The sequence below is a fragment of the Roseicella sp. DB1501 genome, assembly GCF_013112485.1.
Lineage (GTDB): Bacteria > Pseudomonadota > Alphaproteobacteria > Acetobacterales > Acetobacteraceae > Paracraurococcus.
This window is the reverse complement of the sequence record NZ_JABFHG010000023.1, coordinates 29,407-52,351: the sequence shown is the minus strand read 5'-3', so window position 1 is coordinate 52,351 and position 22,945 is coordinate 29,407. Positions and strand designations below refer to the sequence as shown.

Sequence of the window (22,945 nt, the reverse complement as noted above, 5' to 3'; positions counted from 1 at the left end):
CGTGCCCTTCCGACCGTCATAAGAACCCGCTCCGAGCGGTTCCGCCACGTCAGCTTCGTCCGTCATGCCCGCTATCTCGGCAGGCAAGCCCGGGCATCTCAAGGCCACTGATGGCTGACGCTTACGGTGCGCCGGCAATGCTCGCACTGGCCGCAGCCCAGGATCGAGACCACGATCACCCGGTCGCCCTTCCGCACCTTGCCGACCTCGCCTCCGACATCCACCACCTCGCCCATGAACTCGTGGCCGATGATGTCGCCGGGTTTCATGGCGGGAATGTAGCCGCCGAGCAGGTGCAGGTCGGAGCCGCAGACCGACGACATCGTCACCCGCACGATGGCGTCATGTGGGCTGATGATCTCCGGGTCCGGCGCGGTCTCCACCCGCAGGTCGTTGACGCCGTTCCAGACAATGGCTCGCATGGTTCCCCTCCTCAGGCGGCGTCGGGCATGGCGGCATCAGCATCCATGCGGCGCATGGCGGGGGTGGGGACCTCACCGGTTTCCAGCACCTGCTTCAGGCGGCGCAGGTCGTCATGCGCCTGCTTGCTCGGCTCCTCACCCCAGAGTTGCGCCACCAGACGGCCCAGCTGTCCGGCGGGCGGCTCATAGGCGATGGTGGCGCGCACCTCCGTGCCGCGGCTGCCAGGGGCCGGACGGAACTCGATCCAGCCGGTGTTGCGCACCGCGGCATCCGGATCGGAGCTCCAGCCGATGCGCTCAGTCGGCCGGTCCTCGGTGATGGTTGCGTCCCATTCGACGGTGCGGCCCAGCGGTGCCCGCACGACCCAGTGGGAACGCGTTTCGTCGATCACCGTCACGCGCTCCACGTGGCGCATGAAGCGGGGCAGGTTCGAGAAGGCGCGGAAGAAGCGGTGTTTCAGCACCTCGCACCCTGCCGTGGCGATGTCGCTGGCTACACGTCCGCTCCCTCGATCACGCGGCCAAAGCGCACCCAGGTGCGCCCGTCCCAGCGCTGGAGTTGCATGTGGCGGACCGGCTTGTAGTTAGTGGGCGACGTACTCACGTGGATGCCCGGCAGCAGTGTCGGAACTTCGAGTGGTGCCAGGTTCGTTGCCTGCCGCATGACGTTCTCGCGTGACAGGTCGTTGCCACACTGCCGCAGCACCTGGATCATGGTGACGCCGAAGCCGTAGGCTAAAGTGTAGTTGTTGTCCGTCAGGTCGGCATCCGGCAGGTACTGGCGCATGAAGCCGCGCCACTCGTTCATGCCCGGATCATCCGCCCAGGCCGGATCGGTCTGGTCCTTGCGGAAGTCGGAAGTGATGACCCCGATGCCTTTCTCGGCTCCGGCCGGCTGCATGACCGCCGCGGCCGAAGAGGCGATATTCGCCATGAAGGTCAGCGGCCGCCATCCGACATCGTGGACCTTGCGGATGGCCATGGCAGCGAACTTGGGTGAGGTGGCGCAGACCAGCACATCGGCGCCGGTGGTCTGGAGGCTGACGACTTGACTGTCGATGGTTGGGTCGGTTGCCTCGTAGCTGGCGCTGCGCACCATTCCGTCGTAGCGGGCGCCGAGAACGTCTCGTAGCCCATTGACGAAGTCCTTGCCGAAGTCGTCGTTCTGATAGAGCAGGGCCACCTTGGCGTCCGGCTTCTGTTCGAGAAGGTACTTCGCGTAGATCTGCGTCTCGACGCGATAGCTGGGCTGCCATCCGATGGTCCAGGGGTACTCCTTCGGGTTGGCCCATTTGTCGGCACCAGTCGCCAGGAACAGGTGTGGCACCTTCCGCTGGTTCACATACCGTTGGATGGCGCTGTTGGTCGGTGTACCGAGCGTGTTGAACAGGAAGGCGACCCGGTCCTGCTCAATCAGCCGCCTTGCCTGCTCCAAAGTTTTAGGTGGCTGGAAGCCGTCATCATAGGTGATGAAAGTGATTTTGCGTCCGTTGATGCCGCCCTGATCGTTCACTCGCTTGAACATAGCCGCATTGCTGCGGGAGATAACAGAGTAGGCCGAGAGCGGACCGCTGAGCGAGTTGATGCTGCCGATGCGGATCTCGGTTGTCGTGACGCCGGGTGTTTCCTGTGCGCGACTGATGCTCGGTGCGGCGAGGATCGCGGTTGAGGCGGCGGCAAGTTGTCGCCGAGTGAGCATGGCTTTTCCTCCCATTAGTCCGGCCAATCATACCTCGCCCCCAGCGGATTGCCGAGCACGGCCCCAGAAGCCCAGCCCGGCGAGGCCGAAGCCGCGGGCAGTCTGCACCAGATCCTCTGGATGCGAGGCGTAGTCGAGCAGGCCGCAGTTGGAGCGAGTAGCGAGCTCGGCCGAGGCGGCCGTGGCTTAGGTGCTATGTCGGCATCCTCGTCCGGTGTTGCCGGGCGCTTGCGTCAGCCGCGCCGTGACCAGCGGCATGTAGCGGCGCGACCCAGTCGGAGCTCGAGGCCGGGAGGCGGAGTGACGAACGCCTCGCCATCCTGCTCGGCCAGTCCAGCGGCACTGTCGGCGGCACGGCAGAGCGCACGCGATAGACCGACCTTGCAGGTGGACTGGTCCTGGTTGTTCAGGATGATAAGCCAGATGAGCGGCAGCGCCCAATGTTGTCCACCGGCAGGTGCAGCGCGAGGCCGGTCCGGGACATCCCGGCCCTGTCCTGCTGGTCCGGGGGGCCTGGCGGCGGACCGACGCGAGGCCGTGGTCGTGCGCCAGGGCCTCAGCCTCGCCGGGTGAGACCACATGCAGGCCGCTGGGTCCGAGTTGGCGCAGCGTGGCAATTGGGTGAGGATAGTCGAAGCAGTGCGGGTGCCTCGCCTTGTTGCCGCGAGAGCCGACGTCATGCTCCGAAAACGCGAAAAGCCCCGTGACCTCGGGATGAGGTCACGGGGCTCTTGTGTGCCCGCCACGCGGGCGGGCTGGTGGCTACGTCGCGTCGCCGCCGGGGCACTGGCGTGCCTGGCGGCGTGCCTCGAGCACCCGGGCCTGGAAGGCCCGGAACTCGGGCGTCCGCGCGAAGCGGGCGAGGTGGCCACCATGGGTCAGCTCGCCATGGCAGGGGGCGCAGACCGGCCAGCCGTACTCGGGCCGGTTCAGGCCACGATGGTAGAAGTGGTCGAACTCGGCGCCGGGCCGTAGCCGGCTGCCCTCGGCGAGCACGCGCTCGCGGCCGCAGCAGGGGCACTGGCCACCGTAGGGCGCGGCCGCCACCACCCGGGCCATGAGGGCCCGGCTCCGCTCCGAGAACTCGCGCCGGCCGCCGAACAGCAGCTCCTGGCCCGAGAGGGCGAGGAACATGAGGTCGGCGGCGTGCCGCTCGAGCGTGTCGAGGCGGCGGTGCAGTTCGCGGAACCGCACGGCGAGGTAGGGGATCCGCGGGTCGGGATCCTCCCTGGCCAGGTCGTCCGGCCGCTCCATGGCGGCGCGGAGGACGGTGCTGGCCCAGAGGTGGAGGGCCGGCGAGAGGGTGCGGGCGTAGAGCAGCGCGAGCTGCCAGTGCGCCCAGGTCCCTCCCGCCTGGCCGCGGTCGGCGAGGAGGCCGTCGGTGTCGAGCGTGGTCCCTGCGAGGACGAGCCAGTCGGCGGGCCGGTGGTTTTCCGGCCGGCCGGCGGCGCGCCACAGGTCGGCGAGGTTCAGCAGGCTGCCGCGCAGGCGGATGCGCCTGCCCTGGTAGCTGAGGGTGCTGATGGGGGTCATGCGATCTCCAGCAGTGTGTTTCGGCCTTGCTCAAGGGTCCGCTGCGGTCGGCTCGGAGCTGCCGAGACCGGCTGGAGGGCGGGATGGGCCGGCGTTCGGCCCGGCGGCCGCGGGTGCGGCTGCCGGGTCGGTGCGGCCCCGGATGGGGCACGCAGCCGGGCGATCCGTAGGAGGAGCCGCCCGGCACGCCGCGGTGCCGGCCCGCACGGGACCGGCGCCGCGCCTGGCGGGCCCGTCAGGGTGATGGGCGCGGTCGTGGCCGCGCCGCTGCCGCGCGCACGCGGCAGGCCGGGCACCATGCCTGACATGATGGGCCAGGGGGTGCCGGCATCCCCGGTCCGTCGCACCTCCGTGCCACCGCTGGCAAGGCAGGGGTTCGCAGAGGGCGGCCGGGCTCAATGCCGGATGCGCGGTGCCGGGCGGCCGCTTGCGCCAGGAGGCGTGGCGGCGGCCCGCCGGGTGCGATGACGGGGAGGGACGAGAGGCTGTGGCCCAGCGCCCTGGGCCCGATCAGGGGCGGCGCGGGCGGGCACCGGGCATCACGGGTGATGCCGGGGGTGCATGCCCATGCCGGCCGGCTCTGGCTCGACCCTGGCGTCGTATGGACTGCGTTGCTGATCAGGGGAGCGAGGGCGCCGGCGGGGCCTTGCCTCTCGTCCAGCATAAATGGGGACGCAGGCCCGACGTTTCAATGCTCATTCAATATAAATAGCTTGCCAGGCAGGCAAACGAATCTCTTGGCATATCGCTGCGGTTGATAGCATTCATCCGGTGACGGAGCGCGGCCGAACGGCCTCGCCGCCGTCGCCCGATGCCGGTCCGCACCGGCATCCCCGCTCGTAGAGCGGCGTCCAGGGACGCCGCACGCTGGACCTGAGCAAGCCAGCCTCCCGGCCGCCCCGGCGGCCGGGCCACCCCGTCTGTCGCCGCTGGGGTGCGGCGCGGCCCGACGCCGTCGGGCGATGCGGAAGCTTGTTCCCATGCCTGAAAGTCTGACCACGCAGCCAGCGGCTGCGCCGTCCTCATCGCTGACCCATTCCAATAGCCCGCCACCCGATCCCACGCCCGACATCGTGCCCAAGCAGATACCGGCGGCGACCTTCGCCAGGCTGGTCGGGCGCGGCCTGCGCACGCTGCGCAACTGGGATGAGGCCGGCCTGACCCGGCCGGAGATGCGCCGCTCGCGTCGTTACTACGGCGTCGATGATCTGGCGGCGGTGCTGGCCTGCGCTGCCGGCCGCCCGGGCCCGCGCGAGGGCAGCCCGATCAAGTACATAGCGGCCGGTTGGGATAGTGGTACCCAAGTAATAACCGGATTTACTCTACTATCTCCTTCCCAAATTGCCGGCTCCGACCCTACCCCCGAGGTATCGCCATGAAAAGCCCCCATCATAGCTTTCCAACAGCCGCCGAGGCCCAGCGCGAGATCATGACCTGGGACGATCTGCCGCTCATGCGGCGGCGCACGCTGGTCTCGTCCCTGAACCTCCTCTGCAGGACCGACGGCAAGAGGTCGCCGGCCACCGTGCTGCTCGACCCGGCCGTCTGCCTGCCCGCCATCGACACCGCCAGCGCGGTCGACCTCGGCATCGCGCCCAAGACCCTGCAGAACCACCGCGCCAACCTGCGCTACGTGATGCGCCGCCGCGGCCTCCTCGCCCCCGTCCGGCGGTACGGGCCGACCAGCGACCCGGCCTGGGCGGTGCTGGAGAAGGCCCTGCCCAAGCGCTTCCACCCGCATCGCCTGCACGCCTTCATGCGAGACTGCGACAAGAACGGCCTGCAGCCAGGGGAGGTCACCAGTGCCACCCTCGACGACTACGCGCGGCGCCTCGCCGCCAGCCAGGGCAGCAAGAACGTCCGGGCGAACGTCCGCGAGGCGGCGCGGCAGTGGAACAAGATGCGCGGGCTGATCCCCGGCTGGCCGGACACCGAGCTCGTCCTGGGCCCGCCGGAGGGCCGGATCCAGACGCCGCCGCTCTCGGCCTATCCCCTGCACCGGGAGGCGGAGGACTACTCCGCCTGGCTCGTCCGGAGCCCGGAGGATGCCGACGAGGACGACGAGGCCCCCGACCCGGCCAGCCCCGAGACCGTCGCCACGCGCCGGAAGGGCCTGCGGCTGCTGCTCTGGGCCATGCTGCAGACCGGCAGCACCCCGGACGAGCTCACGGACCTCGGCGTCCTGCTGCAGTTCGACACTGCCAAGCGGATCATGCGCCTGCATCGGGACCGGCTCGGCACGCCGCATCCGAACAAGGCCAACGAGAGGCTGCCGACGCACGGCACGGCCATGCTCGCCGCCACGCTGCAGTCGCTGGCGATCTTCCGCAAGCTCCCCGGCGAGGCCAATGCCAGGCTGCGCCGCATGCTCAAGGTCTACCGGCCCAAGCGGCAATGCGAGATCGGCGACGACCTGTCCGCCCTGCTCGACCGCCTGGAGGACCCCGAGACCGAGGCCAGGCTGCTGCACCTGCCGGCGCTGCTGCTGCACAAGGCCCGCCGCCTGCGCGACGGCTGGACCAGCAAGGCCGGCGTCAACCATCCGCCCAAGCCGCAGGAGGCCTGCTGGATGGCCGCCCTGGCGGCGGCGCTCGAGATCCTGCTGCACCTGCCGCTGCGCGTCCACGACCTGACGCGGCTGCGCCTCGGGGAGGAGCTGTCGATGCGGCAGGCAGGCGAGCGCGGGCCGGTGGAGGCGCGTCTGAGTGTCACCGCCAACAAGAACGGCCGACTGGTCGAGACCTGGCTGCGCGGCGAGCCGGCCGCGGTCCTGGTCGAGTACCTGCGCGACTTCCGCCCCCTCGGCCCGCATCCGACGACCGCCTGGGTGTTCCCCAACCGCGACGGCGCGGCACTGCCGCGCAACAAGGGCGGCTTCTCGGAGAGGATCGCCCGCGCCATCCACGCACACACCGGGGTGCGCATGACCGTGCACGACTTCCGCGCCTTCGCGGCCGCCCGCATCCTGCAGGACAATCCGCACGCCGTCGAGGACGTCCGCGCCCTGCTCGGCCATGGCGGCTTCGAGATCGCCCTCCGCTACTACCGCCGGACCAACCGCCAGGGGACGGCGCGGCGCGTGAGCGAGGGGATCGGCACCCGCCGGCGCCGCTCCGCCGCCACGGCGATCCCGCCGGGCCTGCCGCTCGACCTGGCACGCCGGCGCCGGGGGATGGCATGACCGCGCAGGGGGACGTCCGTTCCCTCCCTCCCGGGCACTGGCCCCGGGAGGAGCGCCTTGCCCTCGAGCGGGCGCTGGCGCCGGACGACGACGGCTCGGGCGAGTGCGGCGCGGCCGCGGCGCTCCGCCCGGCCACGCTTGCCAGCTACGTCCAGACCTACGGCCAGTTCCTCGACTTCGCCGCCCGCACCGGCGGGCTCGGCGAGGCCGAGGCGCCGGGCAGCCTGGTGACGCCGGCGCGGGTGGCGGCCTGGCGCCGGGAGACCAGGGCACGCGGCCTGGCGCCCACCGCCCGGCGGCAGATGCTGCGCAACCTCAGCGCCATGCTGCGCCTGCTGGCCCCCGACCGCGACCGCAGCTTCATCACCCGGCCCGGCAACCGCCCGCTGCGGCGGGCGATCCCGGGCGGGCCGAAGCCCTTCGCCGTGCACGACGCGGACGAGACGATGCCGCATCTCCGGCGGCTGCACCGCCGGGGCCTCGCCATGGCGGACGGGCCGGGGCGGTGGCGGGCGCTGCGCGACGCGGCGCTGCTGGCGGTGCTGCTGACCCGCGCCCCGCGCCTCCGCAGCCTCGTGGCGATGACCCTGGGCCGGCATCTCGAGCGCCGCTCGGACGGCACCTGGCATCTGCGCTTTCCCGGCGAGCACACCAAGACCGGGCGCCGGCTCGACTACCCGCTCGATGCCGCGGCATCAGGGATGCTGACCGACTATCTCGAGCAGGCCCGGTCGCGCTTTCCGGGCGCCGGGCGCACGGACCAGCTCTGGATGGGCATGCGCGGGCCGATGACCCGCGAGGGCGCCCAGGGGATCGCCGAGCGCCGCACCCGCGCCTGGTTCGGCAAGGCCGATGGGCCGCACGCCTTTCGCAAGTGGCTGCGGGCGAGCGCCGCCCGCCGCAGCCCCGAGCTCGCCATGGATGCCGCCGACATCATGGGCCATTCCGCCGAGGTCTCGGTGCAGCACTACGCCGAGGCCTCCGGCCTGCATGCCGGGCTCCGCCAGGGCGACCGCCTGGCCGAGCGGCGGGCCCGCCATGCCGGCCGCGCCGAGCGGGCCTTTGCCGCCGAGATCGAACGCTGGGAGGAGGGCGAGTGATGGACCCAGGCATGGGCGCGGCAGAACCGAGAAGCGGCGGCCTCTCGGACCTGTCCTCGATCGCCTGAGGGCGGCTGCGAGGCCGCGCTCCGCCGCCGCGCTCGAGAGCACCCTCGATGCCGGGCACCGCCCCACTCCCTCGCAGCCCGGCCACGCCCGGCCGCAGGCACCCCCCTCCCGCTCCCGGTCTCGCCGACGAGCAGGGAAACAGCGGGGCTGCTTCCCGCTGCCACGAAGGGAGAACACCATGACCGACACCATCACCCATGCCACGGCCGAGATCGCGCTTTCCAAGCTGGATCCCTCCCCTGCCAACGCCCGCCGCCCTGGCGCGGAGCTCGGTGTCGAGGCGCTAGCCGCCTATGTGACGCGGCCACGGGCGCAGCTGGGCTTTACGGTGATCGAGGCGGACGGCACCCGCCACGGCTTCCAGTACCATGCCCTGCGCCATCCGAAATGGCACGTGCGCAATGACGAGGAGTTTCTGGGCTTCATGGCGGATGGGATTGCCGTGCCGATGCAGGGCCATGGGCTGGCGATCCTGCATACGCCCTGGTGCGCGGCATTCTGGCCGAGTTGCGTGCTTATGACGGGCAGCAGGCCATCAGCCCCGATGCCTCGACGCGGATCAGCCAGCTCCAGGTAGACGATACCGAGGAGCGGAAGGCGCAGCCGTCCCGGCTGGTGAAGTAGCTGCCGACTTCAGCGGCCAGCATCGATTTGGCAGTGAGAAGGTGTTCAACCCACTGCGCATCCGCGCAGTGTAATGACACAAGATGTGGTGTCTAGGCTTGACTTTTGGAGCTATATGTGCTACACGTCGCAGACGACTTTCCTGCGAGCGGGTCCTACCGCTCGCAGGAAAGTCGTCTGCGAGGGTAAAAAATCAAATAAGCCACTGATCACAAAGCGTTTTTGGCGCTTCGTAAAGATTTCATTTTTATTGCGCATATGGTGCTTTTTGCCGGGCTTCATCGGAAGGCTCCTCGAACAGGTTATCCTGGCGCTGATTATACGCCATTTCATCGGATAACCCTATGAAAACATAAGGCTTTGCTCCTTTGTTGCGCCTGTCCGGGTGGGGTCAGACTACGCCTGCCAAGCAATGGGCATTGGCGGCGCTCTACCTAGGGCTTGGTATCGTCCTGGCCCGGCGTGGCGACTACCTCCTCCTCCAGCTCCTGGCCGGTATTGGCATGATCACGCCGAGATTGTGGATTCTGTGGCGGCAGTACGCGCGATACGAGCCACAGAACGCCGCTCGCCGGTGCTGGGGTGGCTGGGTTAATGCCGTCAGCGGCCTGCTGATTCTTGGCGGCACAGCCTACGGCTTCCACCGCCAAGCTGCCGAGCGGCCCTTGGGTAAGGCCTGGACGCGATGTGGCACGGACTGGCCGAAGCTGCTTCGCCCCGCGTCGAGTGCGGCCAGGACGCACCACCTCGGTAAGGCCTATCTCCGACGCTGATTTCTGGCGCCTCCCGATGCGTCGAGGCACCCCGGCTTCAACTACGTCGAAGCCGGGGTGCTGCTGGACGATCTATGCGCCGAGCCGACCAGCCTCAAGATTTTTTGCAAAACCTCTACCTTTTGCAATGGTAGCAGATCGCATGCTAGAGCATTGAAAACGTTGATTCTCGACTTTTGCAAAACCCCATTGCATAATCTCTGCAATGAAAATCGGTTATGCTCGCATCTCGACGGGGGATCAGTCGCTCGACCTACAGCACGACGCGCTGATCCGCGCCGGTTGCGAACTGCTGTTCGAGGATAGCGGCGTCTCGGGCACAGCCACGAAGCGGCCGGGTCTCGACAAGGCGCTGGCGCGCCTCGGCTCCGGCGATGTGCTGGTGGTGTGGCGGCTCGACCGGCTGGGTCGGTCGCAGCGCCATCTCATCGAGCTGGTGCACCAGCTCGGCGAGCGCCAGGTGGGCTTTATCTCGTTGACCGAGGCCATCGACACGACCTCGCCCGGCGGCAAGCTGGTCTTCCGCCTCATGGGGGCGCTCGCCGAGTACGAGCATTCGATGATCCGCGAGCGGGTCGTGGCCGGGATTGCCGCCGCGAAGCATCGGGGCAAGCATATCGGACGGCCGCGCAAGCTGACGCCGGAGCAGATCGAACACGCCCGTAAGGTGATTGAGGAAGGATTGCAGACCCCCGCCGGTATGGCTGCGCTGCTGGGCGTCGATCACTCGACGCTGTGGCGCGCCCTGCGCGCGGCCAAGCCCCCTGCCCCAGCCGTCCGAGGCCGCCAAGCCGCCGAGCGCCGCCCGATGGTGGCAGGTGTGCGATGACGGCGATCAAGGCGCATGTGAAGCCGGAGCTGCTGCGCTGGGCGCGTGGCCGGGCGAAGGTGAAGCTGGAGGACGCGGCGAAGGCGGCGAACGTCACCGTGGAGCGATTGCAGGCCTGGGAGGCTGGCGAGGATGCGCCGACGCTCGGCCAGCTGCGCAATCTGGCTGCGAAATATCAGTTCCCGCTGGCGGTGTTCTACCTGCCGGAGCCGCCGATGGATTTCGCACCGCTGCGCGACTTCCGGCGACTGCCCGACGTGGACAAGGTGCAGCCGGACGAGACGCTTTCGGCCCACCTCGCCTATCAGATCCGCTCGGCCTACGAGCGGCGCGAGCTGGCGCTGGAGCTGTTCGAGGATCTCAATGGCACGCCGCAGCCCTTCGGCTTGAAGGCGAGCCTGAGAGACGACCCGGAGGCCGTCGGGCGGCGCATCCGCGAGTTTCTTGAGGTCAGCGACGAGGACCAGAAGCAGTGGGCCAGGCAGGACCGCGCCTTTGATTTCTGGCGTCGTCGCCTTGAAGAGCGCGATGTGCTGGTGTTCGTCGTCAGCGGCCCGCACCGCAGCGTCGAGCTGGCCGAGATGCGCGGCTTCGCCATCGCCAAGCCCGAGCTGCCGGTGATCGTCGTCAACGGCAAGGACTACAGCCAGGGCGGCCGGGCCTTCACGCTGCTGCACGAGCTGGTGCATATCCTGCTCGGCGAAAGCGCCATCTCGAACGGGGCCACCGTCGAGCCAAGCCTGAGCGCCGAGGAGCGCCGCATCGAGCGGTTCTGCGATGAGGTCGCGGCTGCGGCCCTGATGCCCCTCAGCCTGCTGTTCAGCTTCGAGGAGGTCGCGCCAAACGGGCTGCGCGCCTGGGATGACGAGGAGCTGCGTACCATCGCCCGCGCAATCGGCGTCAGCCGCGAAGCGCTGCTGATCCGCTTTGTGACCATCGGCCGGGCGAGCTGGGACTACTACCGCCAGCAGCGGCAGCGCTTCCTCGATGAATATCGGCAACGCGCCGAGGACCAGGCGAAGGAGAAGAAGTCGATCCCGATCAAGCGGCCGATCATGCTGATGAGCTGGAACGGCCGCGGCTTCACGCGTCTAGTCCTGCGCAGCTACTACGACCAGCGGATCACACTCAACGACGTGTCAAGCTACTTGGGGGCGAAGGTCAAGCACATCCCCGAGCTGGAGCGCGCTGCGTTTCAGTCGGCAGAGTGAGGGCCTGAATGACGGTTTACTGTGTTGATACAAGCGCCCTCATTGCCGCCTGGCAGGAACGGTATCCGATAGAGAACTTCCCCCGCTTTTGGGAGCGTCTTGACGCCTTTATCGCGGAGGGCTGCCTGGTGTCGCCCGATGAGGTGCTGCGCGAGACGGGGAAGCGCTCGGACGAGTTGCACGCCTGGCTGAAGGTCCGGGGCAGCATGTTCCGCGAGCTGGCCGAGCCGATCCAGATCGAGGCGGCGCAGGTGCTGGCCCGCTTCCCTCGCCTTGTCGGCGAACGGAAGCTACGCACCTCGGCCGATCCCTTCGTGATCGCCCTTGCTAAGGTTGAAGGCCTGCCGATCCTCACCGAGGAAAAGCCAACTGGCAACACCAACCGGCCGAACATCCCGGACGTGTGCAGCGCCCTGGGCGTGCGCACCATGAGCCTGCTGGAGGTAATCCGCGCCGAGCGTTGGGTGGTCGGCTAGGCGGCCTTCTTCGGCGTCATGCTCGTCGTGAAACCCGAGAACAGGCGTAAGCGGCGTGCCGAGGTCCTTGTCGTTTTAGCTTGATGTTCAGCGCGTGGCCGGTGTGGCCCAGCACCAGAGCATGAGCTCGTCGAGGCGGCTGCAGTTCGGCCACTCCTCCGAGCGGCTCTCCCGCGAGGCCGACCAGCTCCAGCTGGCGTTGGAGGAGTTGGAGGCGGACGCGCCTGCTCCGGCAGGGCCGGATATCCCTCCGGCTGGCGAGGACAGCAGCATCAGCGTCACGCCGGGCCGGCGCAGTTCCCGGTGCACCTCGGTCCAGTCAGGTTCCGCCTTACGCCGCTGCCGGACAATGGCACCGGCGCCCTACCACTGCTGCGATACGTCATCCTCAATGATCAGAAGCAGTCCACCTACAAGCTCGGCCTGCTACGCGCACTCTGTCGCACTGCCGACGGCGCCGCTGACCGAGTCGCCCGCCGAGTCGCCAGATGTGATCCTTGCCGACCGTGCGCCGGAGGGCGACTTGTGACCCTTGCCGACCCTCCTGAACGTGGCCGCCGCGTGTGTCCGTTGCCGACCGACGGCGACGATCTCTACGAAAACGATGCGCGATTACAGAGGCTTGCAGAGTTATCCCTGTGTCCGCTGCCGACCACTACAATAACCCAATAGATAATCTCTTTCTTATTGTGCGGTCGGCAGCGGACACATCACCCGGTCGGCAAGAGACACATCGACTCAAAAGGGTCCGCCAGGGCAGGTTCCTTGTGACGGTGCTCGATGGAATCGAAAGCAGGCTTAGGAAGGAAGAAGCAGACGGCAGCTCAGGCTGACCTCTTCTTCAGCATCCACGCTCTGGTCGCTGAGAAGGGCGGCTCCGGCGCCCTGGCTCACGCGCAGTCTGCCGTCCTCTCCCGCGGACCTGAAGACCCCCCGTCCCTACTCGACGCCCTCGCTGGGCGCACCGGGCGCCGCGTGGTGGACGCCGCCTCCTCCGCGATGACCCGTGAGGTCGAGGGGGGCGCCGAGGTCGGCTACAGCTACAGCGCCTGGTGCCTCGCCGGGCTGCCACACCGCGACCGTCCCGCAGGTGAGGACTGGCTCATCAAGACAGACTACGCGCAGCTGCTCGTTCGCCCCGGCGCTCGCATCCGCGACGACGACGCACGGGAGCAGCTCGCGGTGCCCTCCGGCACCCTCGCCCGACTCCTGCTGATCGACTGGCAATCAGAGGCTTATGAGAAGGGCGGCCGGGAAATCGTGCTCGGGAAGAACCCGAACGCGCTCCTTAGCAGGCTTGGCATGAGTCGGGGCGGCCCGGTGGCCCGCAAGCTCGCCGAGCAGCTCGAACGGCTCGCCACCTGCACCATTGACTTCAGGTTCGGCACGGACCGTGCGGCCGTCGTCGTGAATGAGCGACTGGTGGAAGCCTTCGCCTACACGGGCGGCGAGGATCCCCGAACCAAGAGGCACGCCCGCTGGATTGAGCGCGTCGTCCTCTCGGAGGCGTTCTACCACGAGCTCCGGCGTCACCCGGTTCTCGTCGACCGCGCGGCGCTGCGCGACATACAGACGTCGCCCCGCGCCATCGACACCTACCTGTGGCTGGCCTTCCGGCTGCATGCGCTGGAGGACGAGGTGCTGGTGCCCTGGCCAGCGCTCTGGCGGCAGTTCGGGCGCGAATTCAAAAGCCTAAAGTCTTTCAAGGGAGAGTTCCCGGAGCCGCTGGCGCTCGCGCTGGCGGCCTACCGGGCCGCACGGGTCACCGTGACGGACCGCGGGCTTCTCCTTGCCCCGTCTCCCCTGCCCATCGAGAGCTGAGGTCGGCAAGAATCACATTTCACCCCATCCAAGGGTTCGCAAACCGGAGGGGTCACAATTTGCCCTGGCGGCCGGCGGTCGGGAAGGATCACAACTCCTTCTTGAGACCCGCGGTCGGCAAGGGTCGCAAATCTGGCGCCTCGGACGGCTAGAATCCCTTCGAAGAAAGGTACGCGTCAAGCGCCGCCTCTACAGCGTCTTGCTGGCTCTCGCGCGAGACGAACATGTACGTGCGCAGCCTCTCGGCGAGGCCGACCCGCACCCGGGCGCCGATCTGCCGCCGGGGCTCCTCGACCGGGCGCGGCATCGGCTGCGGCACCTGCACCGCGGCCGGAAGGGCTGGCGGCGGGGCCGGAACGGGGATAGGCGCCTCGGCCTGCACAGCCGGCCGCGAGGCCTCTGGCTCCGCGGCGGGAGGGACGGCCGCCGGTGCGGTCGGCATCTGCACCTGCCCGCGGACTTCAGCGGCGTGCTGCAAGAAGGCGGGCTTGGCGGGTTCCCCACCGTCCTGCTTTGCGGCGCTCCCGCTAGCAGGCTTGACGGTCTGCTCGCGCGGGATCTCAAAATCCGCCAAGCGAGTGGGTTGCTTCGTCATCCAGCCTTCCCCCGAGCGCGCCCACCGACGACCTTGAGTTCTGGCGATCCTGTTATCTTGTTAACTGGCTCGCGTGCTAGCACTCCTGCCCGCTTGGCGACGTAATGCCAGAGCGCGGCGACCTCGTGGGCGGGAGCGCCACGCGGGTCAGCCTCCTGAACGGTCAAGCCATCCAAGGCACTGGCGGCGTAGGCGTCTGAGCGGTGAAGGATCGCAGGCGCGACGGTTCCGTGTTGCGAGAGCGCGATTGCGGCGTCGCCCGTGAGGCGTGCTTTCTTGGTGGCGCTGTTGACTACGAAAACCATGGGGCACCCCGCGGCGGTCACGAGATCTGCGGTTTCCCCCACCGCGTCCAGGTCGTCTGGGCTCGGACGCACGGGCACCAGCACAAGATCGGCCGCCGCGACGGCGAGCCTCACAATTTGGTCCGCCGCCGGCGGCGTGTCGACGATCAGCAGGCCGAACCCCTGCGCTCGCAGCGCCGGGACGGCGCGCTCCAGCGCCTCAGCGGCGGCGAGTGCCACGGCTTGGCGATCCTCATGTGTGGTCGACGGAAGGTTCGGCGGTGCGAGCTGCACCAGTTCCAGCCCATCCTCTGGCCGCCGCTGCCACCAGCGAGTAAGGCCCCGCATGGGATCAAGGTCTACTGCGGCGACCCGGCCAACCCCACCCTTCAATGCGGCAACGGCGAGATGGCGGGCCGACACTGTCTTTCCCGAGCCGCCTTTGCGGCTCGCACACACTATGACCTTCATAAAGGCATGCTTTCCCCAAAGCCAAACCCACGGCAAGGCTACACGAACGCCGATTAATCATCAACCTATGTGTTTTGTTAACATGATAACTAACAAGCTATGATGCATACACCCTTGAGAGGATGGCGCCATGAGCGGGAGAAGGACAGCGGCGAGTTTCTCGCCTGAGGTTCGGGAACGGGCGGTTCGCCTGATGCTGGAGTACCAGGGCGAGCACCCCCTCGCAGTGGGGGGCGATGGTCTCGGTTGCGGCCAAGATCGGCTGCACGGCGGAGACGCTGCGGAAGTGGGTCCGGCAATCTGAGCGCGACGGGGGTCAACGATCTGGCGCCACGACGGAGGAGCGTGCGCGGATCAGAGGCACCAGTAAGCTTGAGCGAGGCTGGCATCACGCTGCACCCTTCCCGCCCGGCCATCGTCAAGCTCTAGCGCCACCAGCGTCCAAGCGTGCATCAGACTGCTCGGCCTGTCGGGTGCTGGAACAGGCTCCATCACCATCCTTCCTTAACAGCACGGCGCGATCGGTCTGCCGCGTCTAACACGCGTTCTTGGCCTTTCCCGCGTGTTAGCAGGATACGCCATAATCCTTGCCCGGCCGCCGGCAAGCTGCTGGAATCCGGCCGTGCCCGATGCTCCTGCTGTCCCACCCGCGTTGACCTCACCGCAGCCGGTCGCGCGCCCCGCCGAGGCCTATGCCCGGGCCTCGCTGGCGCCGGCGACGCTGCGCGCCTACCAGAGCGGCTGGCAGGCCTTCCGTGACTGGTGCGCCCTCGCCGGCCGCCAGGCGCTGCCCGCCACACCGGCGACGGTCGCCGACCACCTCGCCAGCCTCGCCACCACCCACAGCCGCGCCAGCCTCGCCAAGCGCCTCTCCGCCATCGGCCAGTACCACCGCCTGGCCGGGCATGCCTTCTCGGCCGGCCACCCGGTGATCCACCACACGCTGCGCGGCATCCACCGCCAGCACGGCCGCCCGGCCCGCCGCGCCGCGGCGCTGACCACAGCCGAGATCAAGGCGCTCGTCGCCACCTGCCGCAACAGCGGCCTCGCCGACCTGCGCGACCGCGCCCTGCTGCTGCTCGGCTATGCCGGGGCGCTGCGCCGGGCCGAGCTGGTGGCGATCGACCGCGAGCACCTGACCGTCACCGCGGACGGCCTGCGGCTGCTGATCCCGCGCAGCAAGACCGACGCGGCGGGGCAGGGGGCGGAGATCGGCATCCCGCGCGGCCGCAAGCCCGAGACCTGCCCGGTGCGCGCCCTCGAGGCCTGGCTGCAGGCGAGCGGCTGCCAGTACGGCCCGGTGTTCCGCAAGGTAAGCCGCTGGGGCGAGGTCGAGGCCGCCGGGCTGCACCCCGACGCGGTGCGCCAGATCCTGCTGCGCCGCGCCAGCATGGCCGGCCTCGCCGTCTCCGGCCAGGAGCGGCTGTCGCCGCACGGGCTCAGGGCGGGCTTTATCACCGAGGCCTACCGGCAGGGAGCGCGGGATGAGGAGATCATGGACCACACCCGCCACCGCGACCTGCGGACCATGCGCGGCTATGTGCGGCGTGCCAGGCTGCTGAGCGAGAGCCCGGTCACCAAGCTCGGGCTGTGAGCGGCGCGGCCGGTATCCCGCAGGGCGGGGCAGGGGAGGGCGACACGCCCGCCCCCGATGCCGAGGTGCTGGCGCTGCCGCATCCCGACTGGCTGTACCACCACCTGCGGGTCACCGGCGATCCGGCCGCGGTCGCGGGTTTCCGGGCGGCGGCGGCCGGCCCCGGGCTGATCCCCTGGGCGGACAGCGCCGGCAGCACGGCCGAGGACTGGTTCCACCGGCTGGCCGCGCCGCCCGCGCCGCAGCGGCGCAGCCTCAGCCTGGAGGGCTGCCGGATCCTCGCCGGGCAGCTGCGCGACGCCGCCGAGGCGCGGGCGCGGCGGGTGGCCGAGCGGGCCGCGACCAGCCGGGCCTGTCCGCTCTGCCTGCATCGGCTGCTGCCCGTACCGCCGGCGCTGCTGCGGCTCGGGCCGGCAGCGCCGGGGAGCCGCGCCTGGCTCTGGCGGCACTGGGGCACCACGGCGGCGCTGCGCGGCGTGGTGGAACTGCCGGTGCTGGGCCGGGGCAGGCCACGGCCGCCCGATCCCGGGCTGCTCCGGCTCGGCTTCTGGTCGGCGGACTGGACGCCCTGGCCGGCGATCCGGGCGCTGCGGCAGCGCTGGCCCGGCCTCTCCATCGCGGTCCGGCCCCTCTACGATGACCCCTGAGGTTAGGGCGTCGCGCGCGGCGGTCGGCAACAGCGGCACACCGGTGCTGCGGCTCGCGGCCTGGGAGGGCCCGCTCGACCTGCTGCTCGAGCTTGCCCGGGCGCAGCGGGTCGACCTGGCGCGGCTCTCGGTCATCGACCTCGTCGGGCAGTTCGCCGCGGTGCTGGAGGAGGCCATCGTGCGCCGGGCGGTGCCGCTGTCGCGGCTGGCCGAGTGGAGCGTCATGGCGGCCTGGCTGCTGGCGCTGCGCGCGCGCCTGCTGCTGCCAGCCGGCACCGACGGGAGCGCCGAGGCCGAGCGGGAGGCCGTCGAGCTACGCCACCAGTTGGCGAAGCGCGAGGCGGCGCGGCGCCTGGCCGACTGGCTGGAGCGGCGGCCGCAGTTTGGGCGGGAGGTGTTCGCGCGCGGGGCACCTGAACAAGAGGCGACAGCCGAGCCGGCGGCGGACGTGACCGCGCTGCTGCGGGCCTGCCTCAGGCTGCTCGAGGTGCCGGTGCAGGAGCGGGTCTACCGGCCGCGGCCACCGACCCTCTGGCGCGTGCCGGACGCGATGGCGCACCTCCGGGCGATGCTGGCCGAGCTGCCCGCGGACGGCGCCCGGCTGGACGCCGTGCTGCCACCTGCGCCGGCCGGGGAGACCACCACGCTCTGGCGGCGCAGCGCCCTTGCCAGCACCCTGCTCGCCAGCCTCGAGCTCAGCCGCGACGGTGCGGTCATGCTCGAGCAGGAGGCAGCGTTCGGAGCGATCCGGGTGAGCCAGGGCACCGTGGCGAACCTCGCCGCGCAATCCCTTGAGGCCGTGTAAAGGTCATCAATCGCGCTTGGCGTGCGATCGGGAGATCCTCCGCGTCCTGCCGGAATGCACGGCCTGTCCGATGGCCAGCCATCGGGCCAAGGAAGGAAGCGGAAGGTGCGGCGAGGCCCGTGTACGCGTACCTTGACCACCGGGGGCGGGCTGCCAGGCTTACTGGCAAAGGCCCGGGATGCGGGGTGCAACGGAGGAACCCATGGCTCAGCGCTTCGACGTGGCAGCGTTGCGCGACCTAGTCGGCGATGCTGTCTTCCGTCGGGGCGAGGATTACGCCCGCGCCGGCAAGGTCGAGCTGCTGTCGGATGACGGCGCCTGCCTGCGGGCCCGCATCGCCGGGACGGAGGTCTATCGCGCCAAGCTGCGCGGCGCTGGTGGCCGGTTCACGGGCGAGTGCTCCTGCCCAGCCTTTATCGACCATGGCTTCTGCAAGCATCTCGTGGCCGCCGCCCTGGCCGCCAATGCGGTGGCGGAGGGGGGCGCGGCGGTGCCGGACCGGATCGGCGCCATCCGCACCTATCTCCGCGGCCTGGGGGCGGAGCGGCTGGCCGAGATGCTGCTCGACCTGGCCGAGCGGGACCCGGCCCTGCTCGATCGTCTCCACCTTGCGGCGAGCGCCGCCTCCGGCGACCCGGACGAGGTCGCCGAGCGCTGCCGGACGGCGCTGAAGCGGGCGCTGCGCACCGGCCGCTTCGTCGAGTATGGCGAGGCCGGCGCCTGGACCCAGGGCGTGCTCGATCTGCTCGACCAACTCGAAGACCAGATCGGGTGCGGCCAGGCGAAGCTGGTCCTGGAGGTGGTGGACGACGTCTTCAAGGGCCTTCCCCGGGCGCTGGAGAATGTGGATGACTCCGATGGTGGCGGGTCGGAGATTGCCGAGCGGGCCACCGACCTCCACCTTGCCGCCTGCGAGGCTGCGCGCCCCGACCCGGTGGCCCTGGCCCACGAGCTCTTCCGGCTGGAGACCAGCGAGGACTTCGGCACCTTCGCGGGCGCCAGCGAGCGCTATGCCCATCTCCTCGGCGCCGCCGGTCTGGAGGAGTACCGCCGCCTCGCCCAGGCCGCTTGGGACCGGCTGCCGCAAGCCCAGCAGGGCCGCGGCGGGACGGTCATGCCGCAAGAGGACGGGCTCGCCCGTTACCGGCTCTTCCCGATCCTGGACTGCTTCGCGGACCAGGCGGGCGATGTCGACCGCCGCATCGCCCTGCGCGAGGCCCAGCTCGAGCATGCGCACGACTACCTCCGCCTGGTCGAGTTCTGCCTGCAGCAGGGGCGTGAGGCGGAGGCAGTCCGCCGCGCCGAGGAGGGGGCCTGGCTGTTCGACGACCTGTCCGGCGAACCGCTGCTGCTCTTCCTCGCCGAGCGGCACCGCACCGCGGGGCAGGCTGCAAAGGCCGAAGCGGTGCTCTGGCCGGGCTTCGAGCGGCGGCCTTCGATGCGCCTCTACGAGGCGATGGTGAAGGGCAAGAAGGCCAGCTCCGCTGCCCGCGCCGCGCTCGCCGATCGAGCGGTCGCCCTCCTTGAGGAGAAGCTCGGCAAGGCGGAGAGGGACCGTTGGCGGGGCGGCGACCTCGCGGGGTTGCTGGTCGAGATCCTGCTACGGGAGCGCCGCCTGCCGGCGGCCTGGGCCGCGGCGCGCCGGCATGGCTGTTCCGACGGGATCTGGCGCGTGCTGGCCGAGGCGAGCGAGAGCGACATGCCCGGCGAGGCGCTTACGGCCTACGAGCGGCTGGTCGAGCAACAGGTGGGGCTCACCAACAAGCACGGCTACACCCAGGCTTGCCACCTCGTGGCCCGGATGGCGCCGCTGCGTGTCGCTCGTGGGGAAGCGGTCCTGCACCGGACCTATATCGCATCCCTGCTGGCGCGGCACCGGGCAAAGCGGAACTTCGTCGCCATGCTGCGCGGCATGGCTTCAGTCTGACTGATCCGGTGAACACCATGTGGCACCGCCCGGGGAAGGCAGAATAGGCTGGCTTGCATCCTCGTACGACAAGCTTGGGGCTGATCATTCGAATCCCCATCGCCGCTCCATTCTTCTCTCTCACAACCTGTCTCTCCTGGTCAGGGCACCGCGCTGAGGCGCAGGGTTGGCCGGAGTTTGCGGGCGGACCTTGATGGTTCGAAGGCGGAACCAGTGCCGAATTTCGGCCGGAGAGAGCGGAGAGTCTCCAAACCTTGAGGGTAGGCCGATTTTACCCTCAAGCTTAAACCATTGAAATGCGGCCTTGTTTTCCGAGTGCCGCTTCCGAAATTCAGTAATCGGATTGCTCAGCAATCTTTCATTGCCGCGTATCGTTGATCGCCCCCCCAAGGTGCCCTGCGGCGCCGAGGTGCCGCCTCACCTCGCAATACTGGACGTCCATGGACGACAAGGATCGCGTCCTCGCCCGCTTCAAAGATGACCAGTCGGAGGCCGCTGACCGGCGGGAACTGCTGACCATCCCACGCCGCACAGGCGCTTCCGGAACCAGGATCGTCGAGACCGTGCACCGTCGGGCGGCGCGATGAAGGACAGGCCATTGCGGGTTGTGGCGCATGTTCAGGCAGCATCCTCGGATGGCGGCTTCCCGGCGAACGGGCAGTCATCGCGCCGACTCTCGTGGAACCCGTCGCAGTCGAGGCGGCGATGCCCACCGCGCATGTCATGTCAGCGTGGGAACCGCCTGCCGCCGCGAAGACACCCACACGGCCTCCGGTTCCGCTGCCTGAAGTCCAAGTGGTACAGGGCCAAGGCCGTGCGTTGGCGGAGAATCGCCACTGACTGATCGTCCATGCGCTCGCCACCCGCGCCTCTGGCCATGCCGAGCGGCTGGCCGCGTTCCACCTGGTTGAACTACACGCCGATCGTCCGCGGAGACCCAACTCAGGCGGTGACAAGGGCCTCGATGCGCAGCGGCCAACCTTGCCACCACCCTGGCAGCGTGCCGATGATAGTGCGCATGAAGCTCAACCAGATCGAGTACTTCGTTGTTCTCGCGGAGGAGCTGCACTTCGGGCGTGCCGCGGAGCGGCTACATCGATCCCAACCTCCGCTCAGTCGCCAGATCCAGTTGCTCGAGGCGGAGTTGGGCGTCGATCTGTTCATCCGCAACGCGCAGCGCGTCAGACTAACCGATGCCGGCCGCGCCTTTTTGCATGAGGTCCGGCCGGTGCTCCTCCGGCTGCGGCAGGCGGCGGACGCGGCGCGGCGTGCCGCCGCCGGCGAGACTGGGCACCTCGCCGTGGGCGCCACCGGCTCGGCGATCTTCGGCATCCTGCCGCACATCCTGCGCGCATTCCGGGCCCGCCATCCCGGCGTCACCGTGGAGCTGCAGCAGGCGCCCAAGGGCGCGCAGATCCAGGCGCTGAAGGATCGCCGCATCGCCATCGCCTTCGTCCGTTCGCTTACGGAGGACCAGGAACTGGCCCACGACCTGGTGCTGGAGGAACAGTTTCTGGTGGCGCTGGCGCGGGAAAACCCTCTGGCCGGGCGCCCAGCCATCGCCCTGGCCGATCTCGCCGCCGAGGGCTTCATCCTTTATCGCGGCCAGTCCTGGCCCAGCATCGCTGATCAGATCGTTCATCACTGCCAGCAGGCCGGCTTCAGCCCGAGGGTCGTGCAGGAGGCGGACGACATGCAATCCGCCGCCGCGCTCGCCGCACTCGGCATCGGCGTCACGCTGGTGGCTGCCTCGCTCAGCCAGATGCAGCTCCGCGACCTCGTCTACAGGCCCCTCGCCGGGGAGGGGACGCAGCCCACCACCCGGCTCTATGCCGCCTATCGGCGAGATGACCCATCCGCTGCCCTCGCCGCCTTCCGGCGCATCTGCGCAGCGGAGGCTGCTACTGAAGCTGGTCCCCGATCTGGCTGACGATGCGCGTCCAGTTCTCGCGATCGCGCGCGATCTGGCTGGCCAGGCTGTCGGCGTTGCCTTCCATTGGCTCGCAACGAATGGCGGCGAAGCGCGCGCGCAAATCGGGCTGGCGCAACGCATCCTGCACCGCCTGGTCCACCTTGCTAAGCCCGTCCACCGGCACGCCAGCAGGTGCGAGCAGCCCATACCACCAGTCGATGGCGCAATCGGCCACGCCCGCCTCGGCCATGGTGGGCAGATCCGGCTGCAGCCGGCTGCGCACCGAGGCGACCGTTGCCAACGCGCGCAACTTGCCGGCGACGAGATGCGGCGCCACGGAGGTGGCGCTGTCGAACATCGCATCGAGCCGCCCCGCCACGAGGTCCGTCACAGCGGGGCCAGAGCCGCGGTAAGGCACATGGGTCATCTCCACGCCGCTGCGGGCGCAAAACAGTGCGGCGCAGAGATGAAGCGAGGTGCCGTTGCCGGCCGATCCGTAAGTGAGCTGGCGCGGGTTGGAGCGAGCCGCGCTGACCAAGTCCTGCACGCTGCGATGCGGTGAACCGCTCGGCACCACCAGGATGTTCGCCACCGTCCCCACGGGGGTAACGGCGGTGAAATCATTCCACGGATCATAGGGCAGGCGCTGGTTCAGCGCCGCCAGGACAACATGGGTGAGTGCGGTCATCAGCAGGGTATGCCCGTCCCGCGCTTGTGCCGCGGCCTCCGTGCCCACCAAACCGCCGGCACCGGACCGGTTCTCGACCACCACGGGCTGAGCCAATGCCCGCTCGAGCGACGGCGCGATCAGTCGGCTCATGGCGTCGATCGCGCCACCCGGCGGGAAGGGCACGATGATGCGCACGGTGCGCTCGGGCCAGGTTCTGGCACGGGCGAGGCGCGGCGCCACCAGCAGTCCAGCCGCCGCGAACATGGCGCGGCGCGATGAGGTGAGGGTCATGGACATTCTTC

General features: G+C 69.4%; 22 protein-coding genes and 1 pseudogene. 16 read left to right on the top strand and 7 right to left on the bottom strand.

The features are described 5' to 3' along the window. Positions 1-98: 98 nt before the first annotated feature. The 4 genes from HJG45_RS27090 to HJG45_RS27075 all read right to left on the bottom strand — a co-directional run bounded on the left by HJG45_RS27090 (position 99) and on the right by HJG45_RS27075 (position 3,654). Positions 99-422 (bottom strand): alcohol dehydrogenase catalytic domain-containing protein, encoded by a 324-nt coding sequence (locus HJG45_RS27090; protein WP_171617000.1) that lies wholly within the window; start codon positions 420-422, stop codon positions 99-101. A gap of 11 nt (positions 423-433) precedes the next feature. Next, entirely contained in the window at positions 434-886 is a 453-nt protein-coding gene (locus tag HJG45_RS27085) for an SRPBCC family protein (RefSeq protein WP_217363057.1), read from the bottom strand. Positions 887-915: 29 nt separating this feature from the next. After that, on the bottom strand, positions 916-2,121 hold the full coding sequence (locus tag HJG45_RS27080; protein ID WP_171616998.1) for an ABC transporter substrate-binding protein: 1,206 nt from the start codon (positions 2,119-2,121) through the stop codon (positions 916-918). Between the two features lie 762 nt (positions 2,122-2,883). Continuing rightward, complete coding sequence (locus HJG45_RS27075; RefSeq protein ID WP_171616996.1) at positions 2,884-3,654, bottom strand: KilA-N domain-containing protein; 771 nt, start codon at positions 3,652-3,654, stop codon at positions 2,884-2,886. A gap of 980 nt (positions 3,655-4,634) precedes the next feature. On the opposite strand from HJG45_RS27075, the gene HJG45_RS27070 reads away from it, so the two are divergent. The 9 genes from HJG45_RS27070 to HJG45_RS27030 all read left to right on the top strand — a co-directional run bounded on the left by HJG45_RS27070 (position 4,635) and on the right by HJG45_RS27030 (position 13,738). Next, entirely contained in the window at positions 4,635-5,033 is a 399-nt protein-coding gene (locus HJG45_RS27070) for a hypothetical protein (protein WP_171616994.1), read from the top strand. After that, positions 5,030-6,835 (top strand): site-specific integrase, encoded by a 1,806-nt coding sequence (locus HJG45_RS27065; RefSeq protein WP_171616992.1) that lies wholly within the window; start codon positions 5,030-5,032, stop codon positions 6,833-6,835. The genes HJG45_RS27070 and HJG45_RS27065 overlap by 4 nt, the downstream gene beginning before the upstream one ends. After that, positions 6,832-7,935: a hypothetical protein gene (locus HJG45_RS27060; RefSeq protein ID WP_171616990.1), complete on the top strand. Its 1,104-nt coding sequence runs from the start codon at positions 6,832-6,834 to the stop codon at positions 7,933-7,935. Before HJG45_RS27065 ends, HJG45_RS27060 begins: the two co-directional genes overlap by 4 nt. Positions 7,936-8,182: 247 nt before the next feature. After that, complete coding sequence (locus HJG45_RS27055) at positions 8,183-8,581, top strand: hypothetical protein (protein WP_171616988.1); 399 nt, start codon at positions 8,183-8,185, stop codon at positions 8,579-8,581. A 1,025-nt stretch (positions 8,582-9,606) separates the two neighbouring features. Continuing rightward, positions 9,607-10,230: a recombinase family protein gene (locus tag HJG45_RS27050; protein ID WP_171616986.1), complete on the top strand. Its 624-nt coding sequence runs from the start codon at positions 9,607-9,609 to the stop codon at positions 10,228-10,230. Then, positions 10,227-11,441 (top strand): XRE family transcriptional regulator, encoded by a 1,215-nt coding sequence (locus HJG45_RS27045; protein ID WP_171616984.1) that lies wholly within the window; start codon positions 10,227-10,229, stop codon positions 11,439-11,441. The genes HJG45_RS27050 and HJG45_RS27045 overlap by 4 nt, the downstream gene beginning before the upstream one ends. Before the next feature lie 8 nt (positions 11,442-11,449). Continuing rightward, a complete protein-coding gene (locus HJG45_RS27040; protein ID WP_171616982.1) occupies positions 11,450-11,917 on the top strand; it encodes a DUF4411 family protein in 468 nt (155 codons plus the stop codon). Positions 11,918-12,038: 121 nt separating this feature from the next. Next, positions 12,039-12,446 carry a transposase gene (locus HJG45_RS29645; RefSeq protein ID WP_408902041.1) on the top strand — a complete coding sequence of 136 codons (408 nt, stop codon included), beginning with the start codon at positions 12,039-12,041 and terminating at the stop codon, positions 12,444-12,446. Between the two features lie 251 nt (positions 12,447-12,697). Next, complete coding sequence (locus HJG45_RS27030; protein WP_171616978.1) at positions 12,698-13,738, top strand: replication protein RepA; 1,041 nt, start codon at positions 12,698-12,700, stop codon at positions 13,736-13,738. Between the two features lie 148 nt (positions 13,739-13,886). Here HJG45_RS27030 and HJG45_RS27025 read toward each other — a convergent pair whose 3' ends face one another. Together HJG45_RS27025 and HJG45_RS27020 are read right to left on the bottom strand one after the other, a co-directional pair. After that, positions 13,887-14,333 (bottom strand): hypothetical protein, encoded by a 447-nt coding sequence (locus tag HJG45_RS27025; protein WP_171616976.1) that lies wholly within the window; start codon positions 14,331-14,333, stop codon positions 13,887-13,889. Beyond that, positions 14,330-15,088, bottom strand: coding sequence for a ParA family protein (locus tag HJG45_RS27020; RefSeq protein ID WP_171616974.1), 759 nt, complete (start codon positions 15,086-15,088; stop codon positions 14,330-14,332). The genes HJG45_RS27025 and HJG45_RS27020 overlap by 4 nt, the downstream gene beginning before the upstream one ends. A 130-nt stretch (positions 15,089-15,218) precedes the next feature. Between HJG45_RS27020 and HJG45_RS29050 the strand changes: the two are divergent. From HJG45_RS29050 to HJG45_RS26990, 7 genes and pseudogenes are all read left to right on the top strand, one after another. Next, positions 15,219-15,468, top strand: a pseudogene (locus tag HJG45_RS29050) (transposase); the annotation flags it as partial. 272 nt (positions 15,469-15,740) lie between these two features. After that, entirely contained in the window at positions 15,741-16,682 is a 942-nt protein-coding gene (locus HJG45_RS27015) for a site-specific integrase (protein WP_171616972.1), read from the top strand. Continuing rightward, a complete protein-coding gene (locus HJG45_RS27010; RefSeq protein WP_171616970.1) occupies positions 16,679-17,329 on the top strand; it encodes a hypothetical protein in 651 nt (216 codons plus the stop codon). Before HJG45_RS27015 ends, HJG45_RS27010 begins: the two co-directional genes overlap by 4 nt. Further along, a complete protein-coding gene (locus HJG45_RS27005) occupies positions 17,319-18,134 on the top strand; it encodes a ScpA family protein (protein ID WP_171616967.1) in 816 nt (271 codons plus the stop codon). The genes HJG45_RS27010 and HJG45_RS27005 overlap by 11 nt, the downstream gene beginning before the upstream one ends. Before the next feature lie 202 nt (positions 18,135-18,336). Beyond that, the gene (locus HJG45_RS27000) at positions 18,337-20,061 is read left to right on the top strand and encodes an SWIM zinc finger domain-containing protein (protein ID WP_171616965.1); all 1,725 of its coding nucleotides are present in this window, start codon (positions 18,337-18,339) and stop codon (positions 20,059-20,061) included. 440 nt (positions 20,062-20,501) lie between these two features. Next, positions 20,502-20,648: a hypothetical protein gene (locus HJG45_RS26995; RefSeq protein ID WP_171616963.1), complete on the top strand. Its 147-nt coding sequence runs from the start codon at positions 20,502-20,504 to the stop codon at positions 20,646-20,648. Between the two features lie 431 nt (positions 20,649-21,079). Beyond that, positions 21,080-21,991: a LysR substrate-binding domain-containing protein gene (locus HJG45_RS26990; protein WP_171616961.1), complete on the top strand. Its 912-nt coding sequence runs from the start codon at positions 21,080-21,082 to the stop codon at positions 21,989-21,991. Here HJG45_RS26990 and HJG45_RS26985 read toward each other — a convergent pair. Continuing rightward, a complete protein-coding gene (locus HJG45_RS26985) occupies positions 21,963-22,940 on the bottom strand; it encodes a tripartite tricarboxylate transporter substrate binding protein (RefSeq protein ID WP_171616959.1) in 978 nt (325 codons plus the stop codon). The genes HJG45_RS26990 and HJG45_RS26985 overlap by 29 nt on opposite strands. Positions 22,941-22,945: the final 5 nt, after the last annotated feature.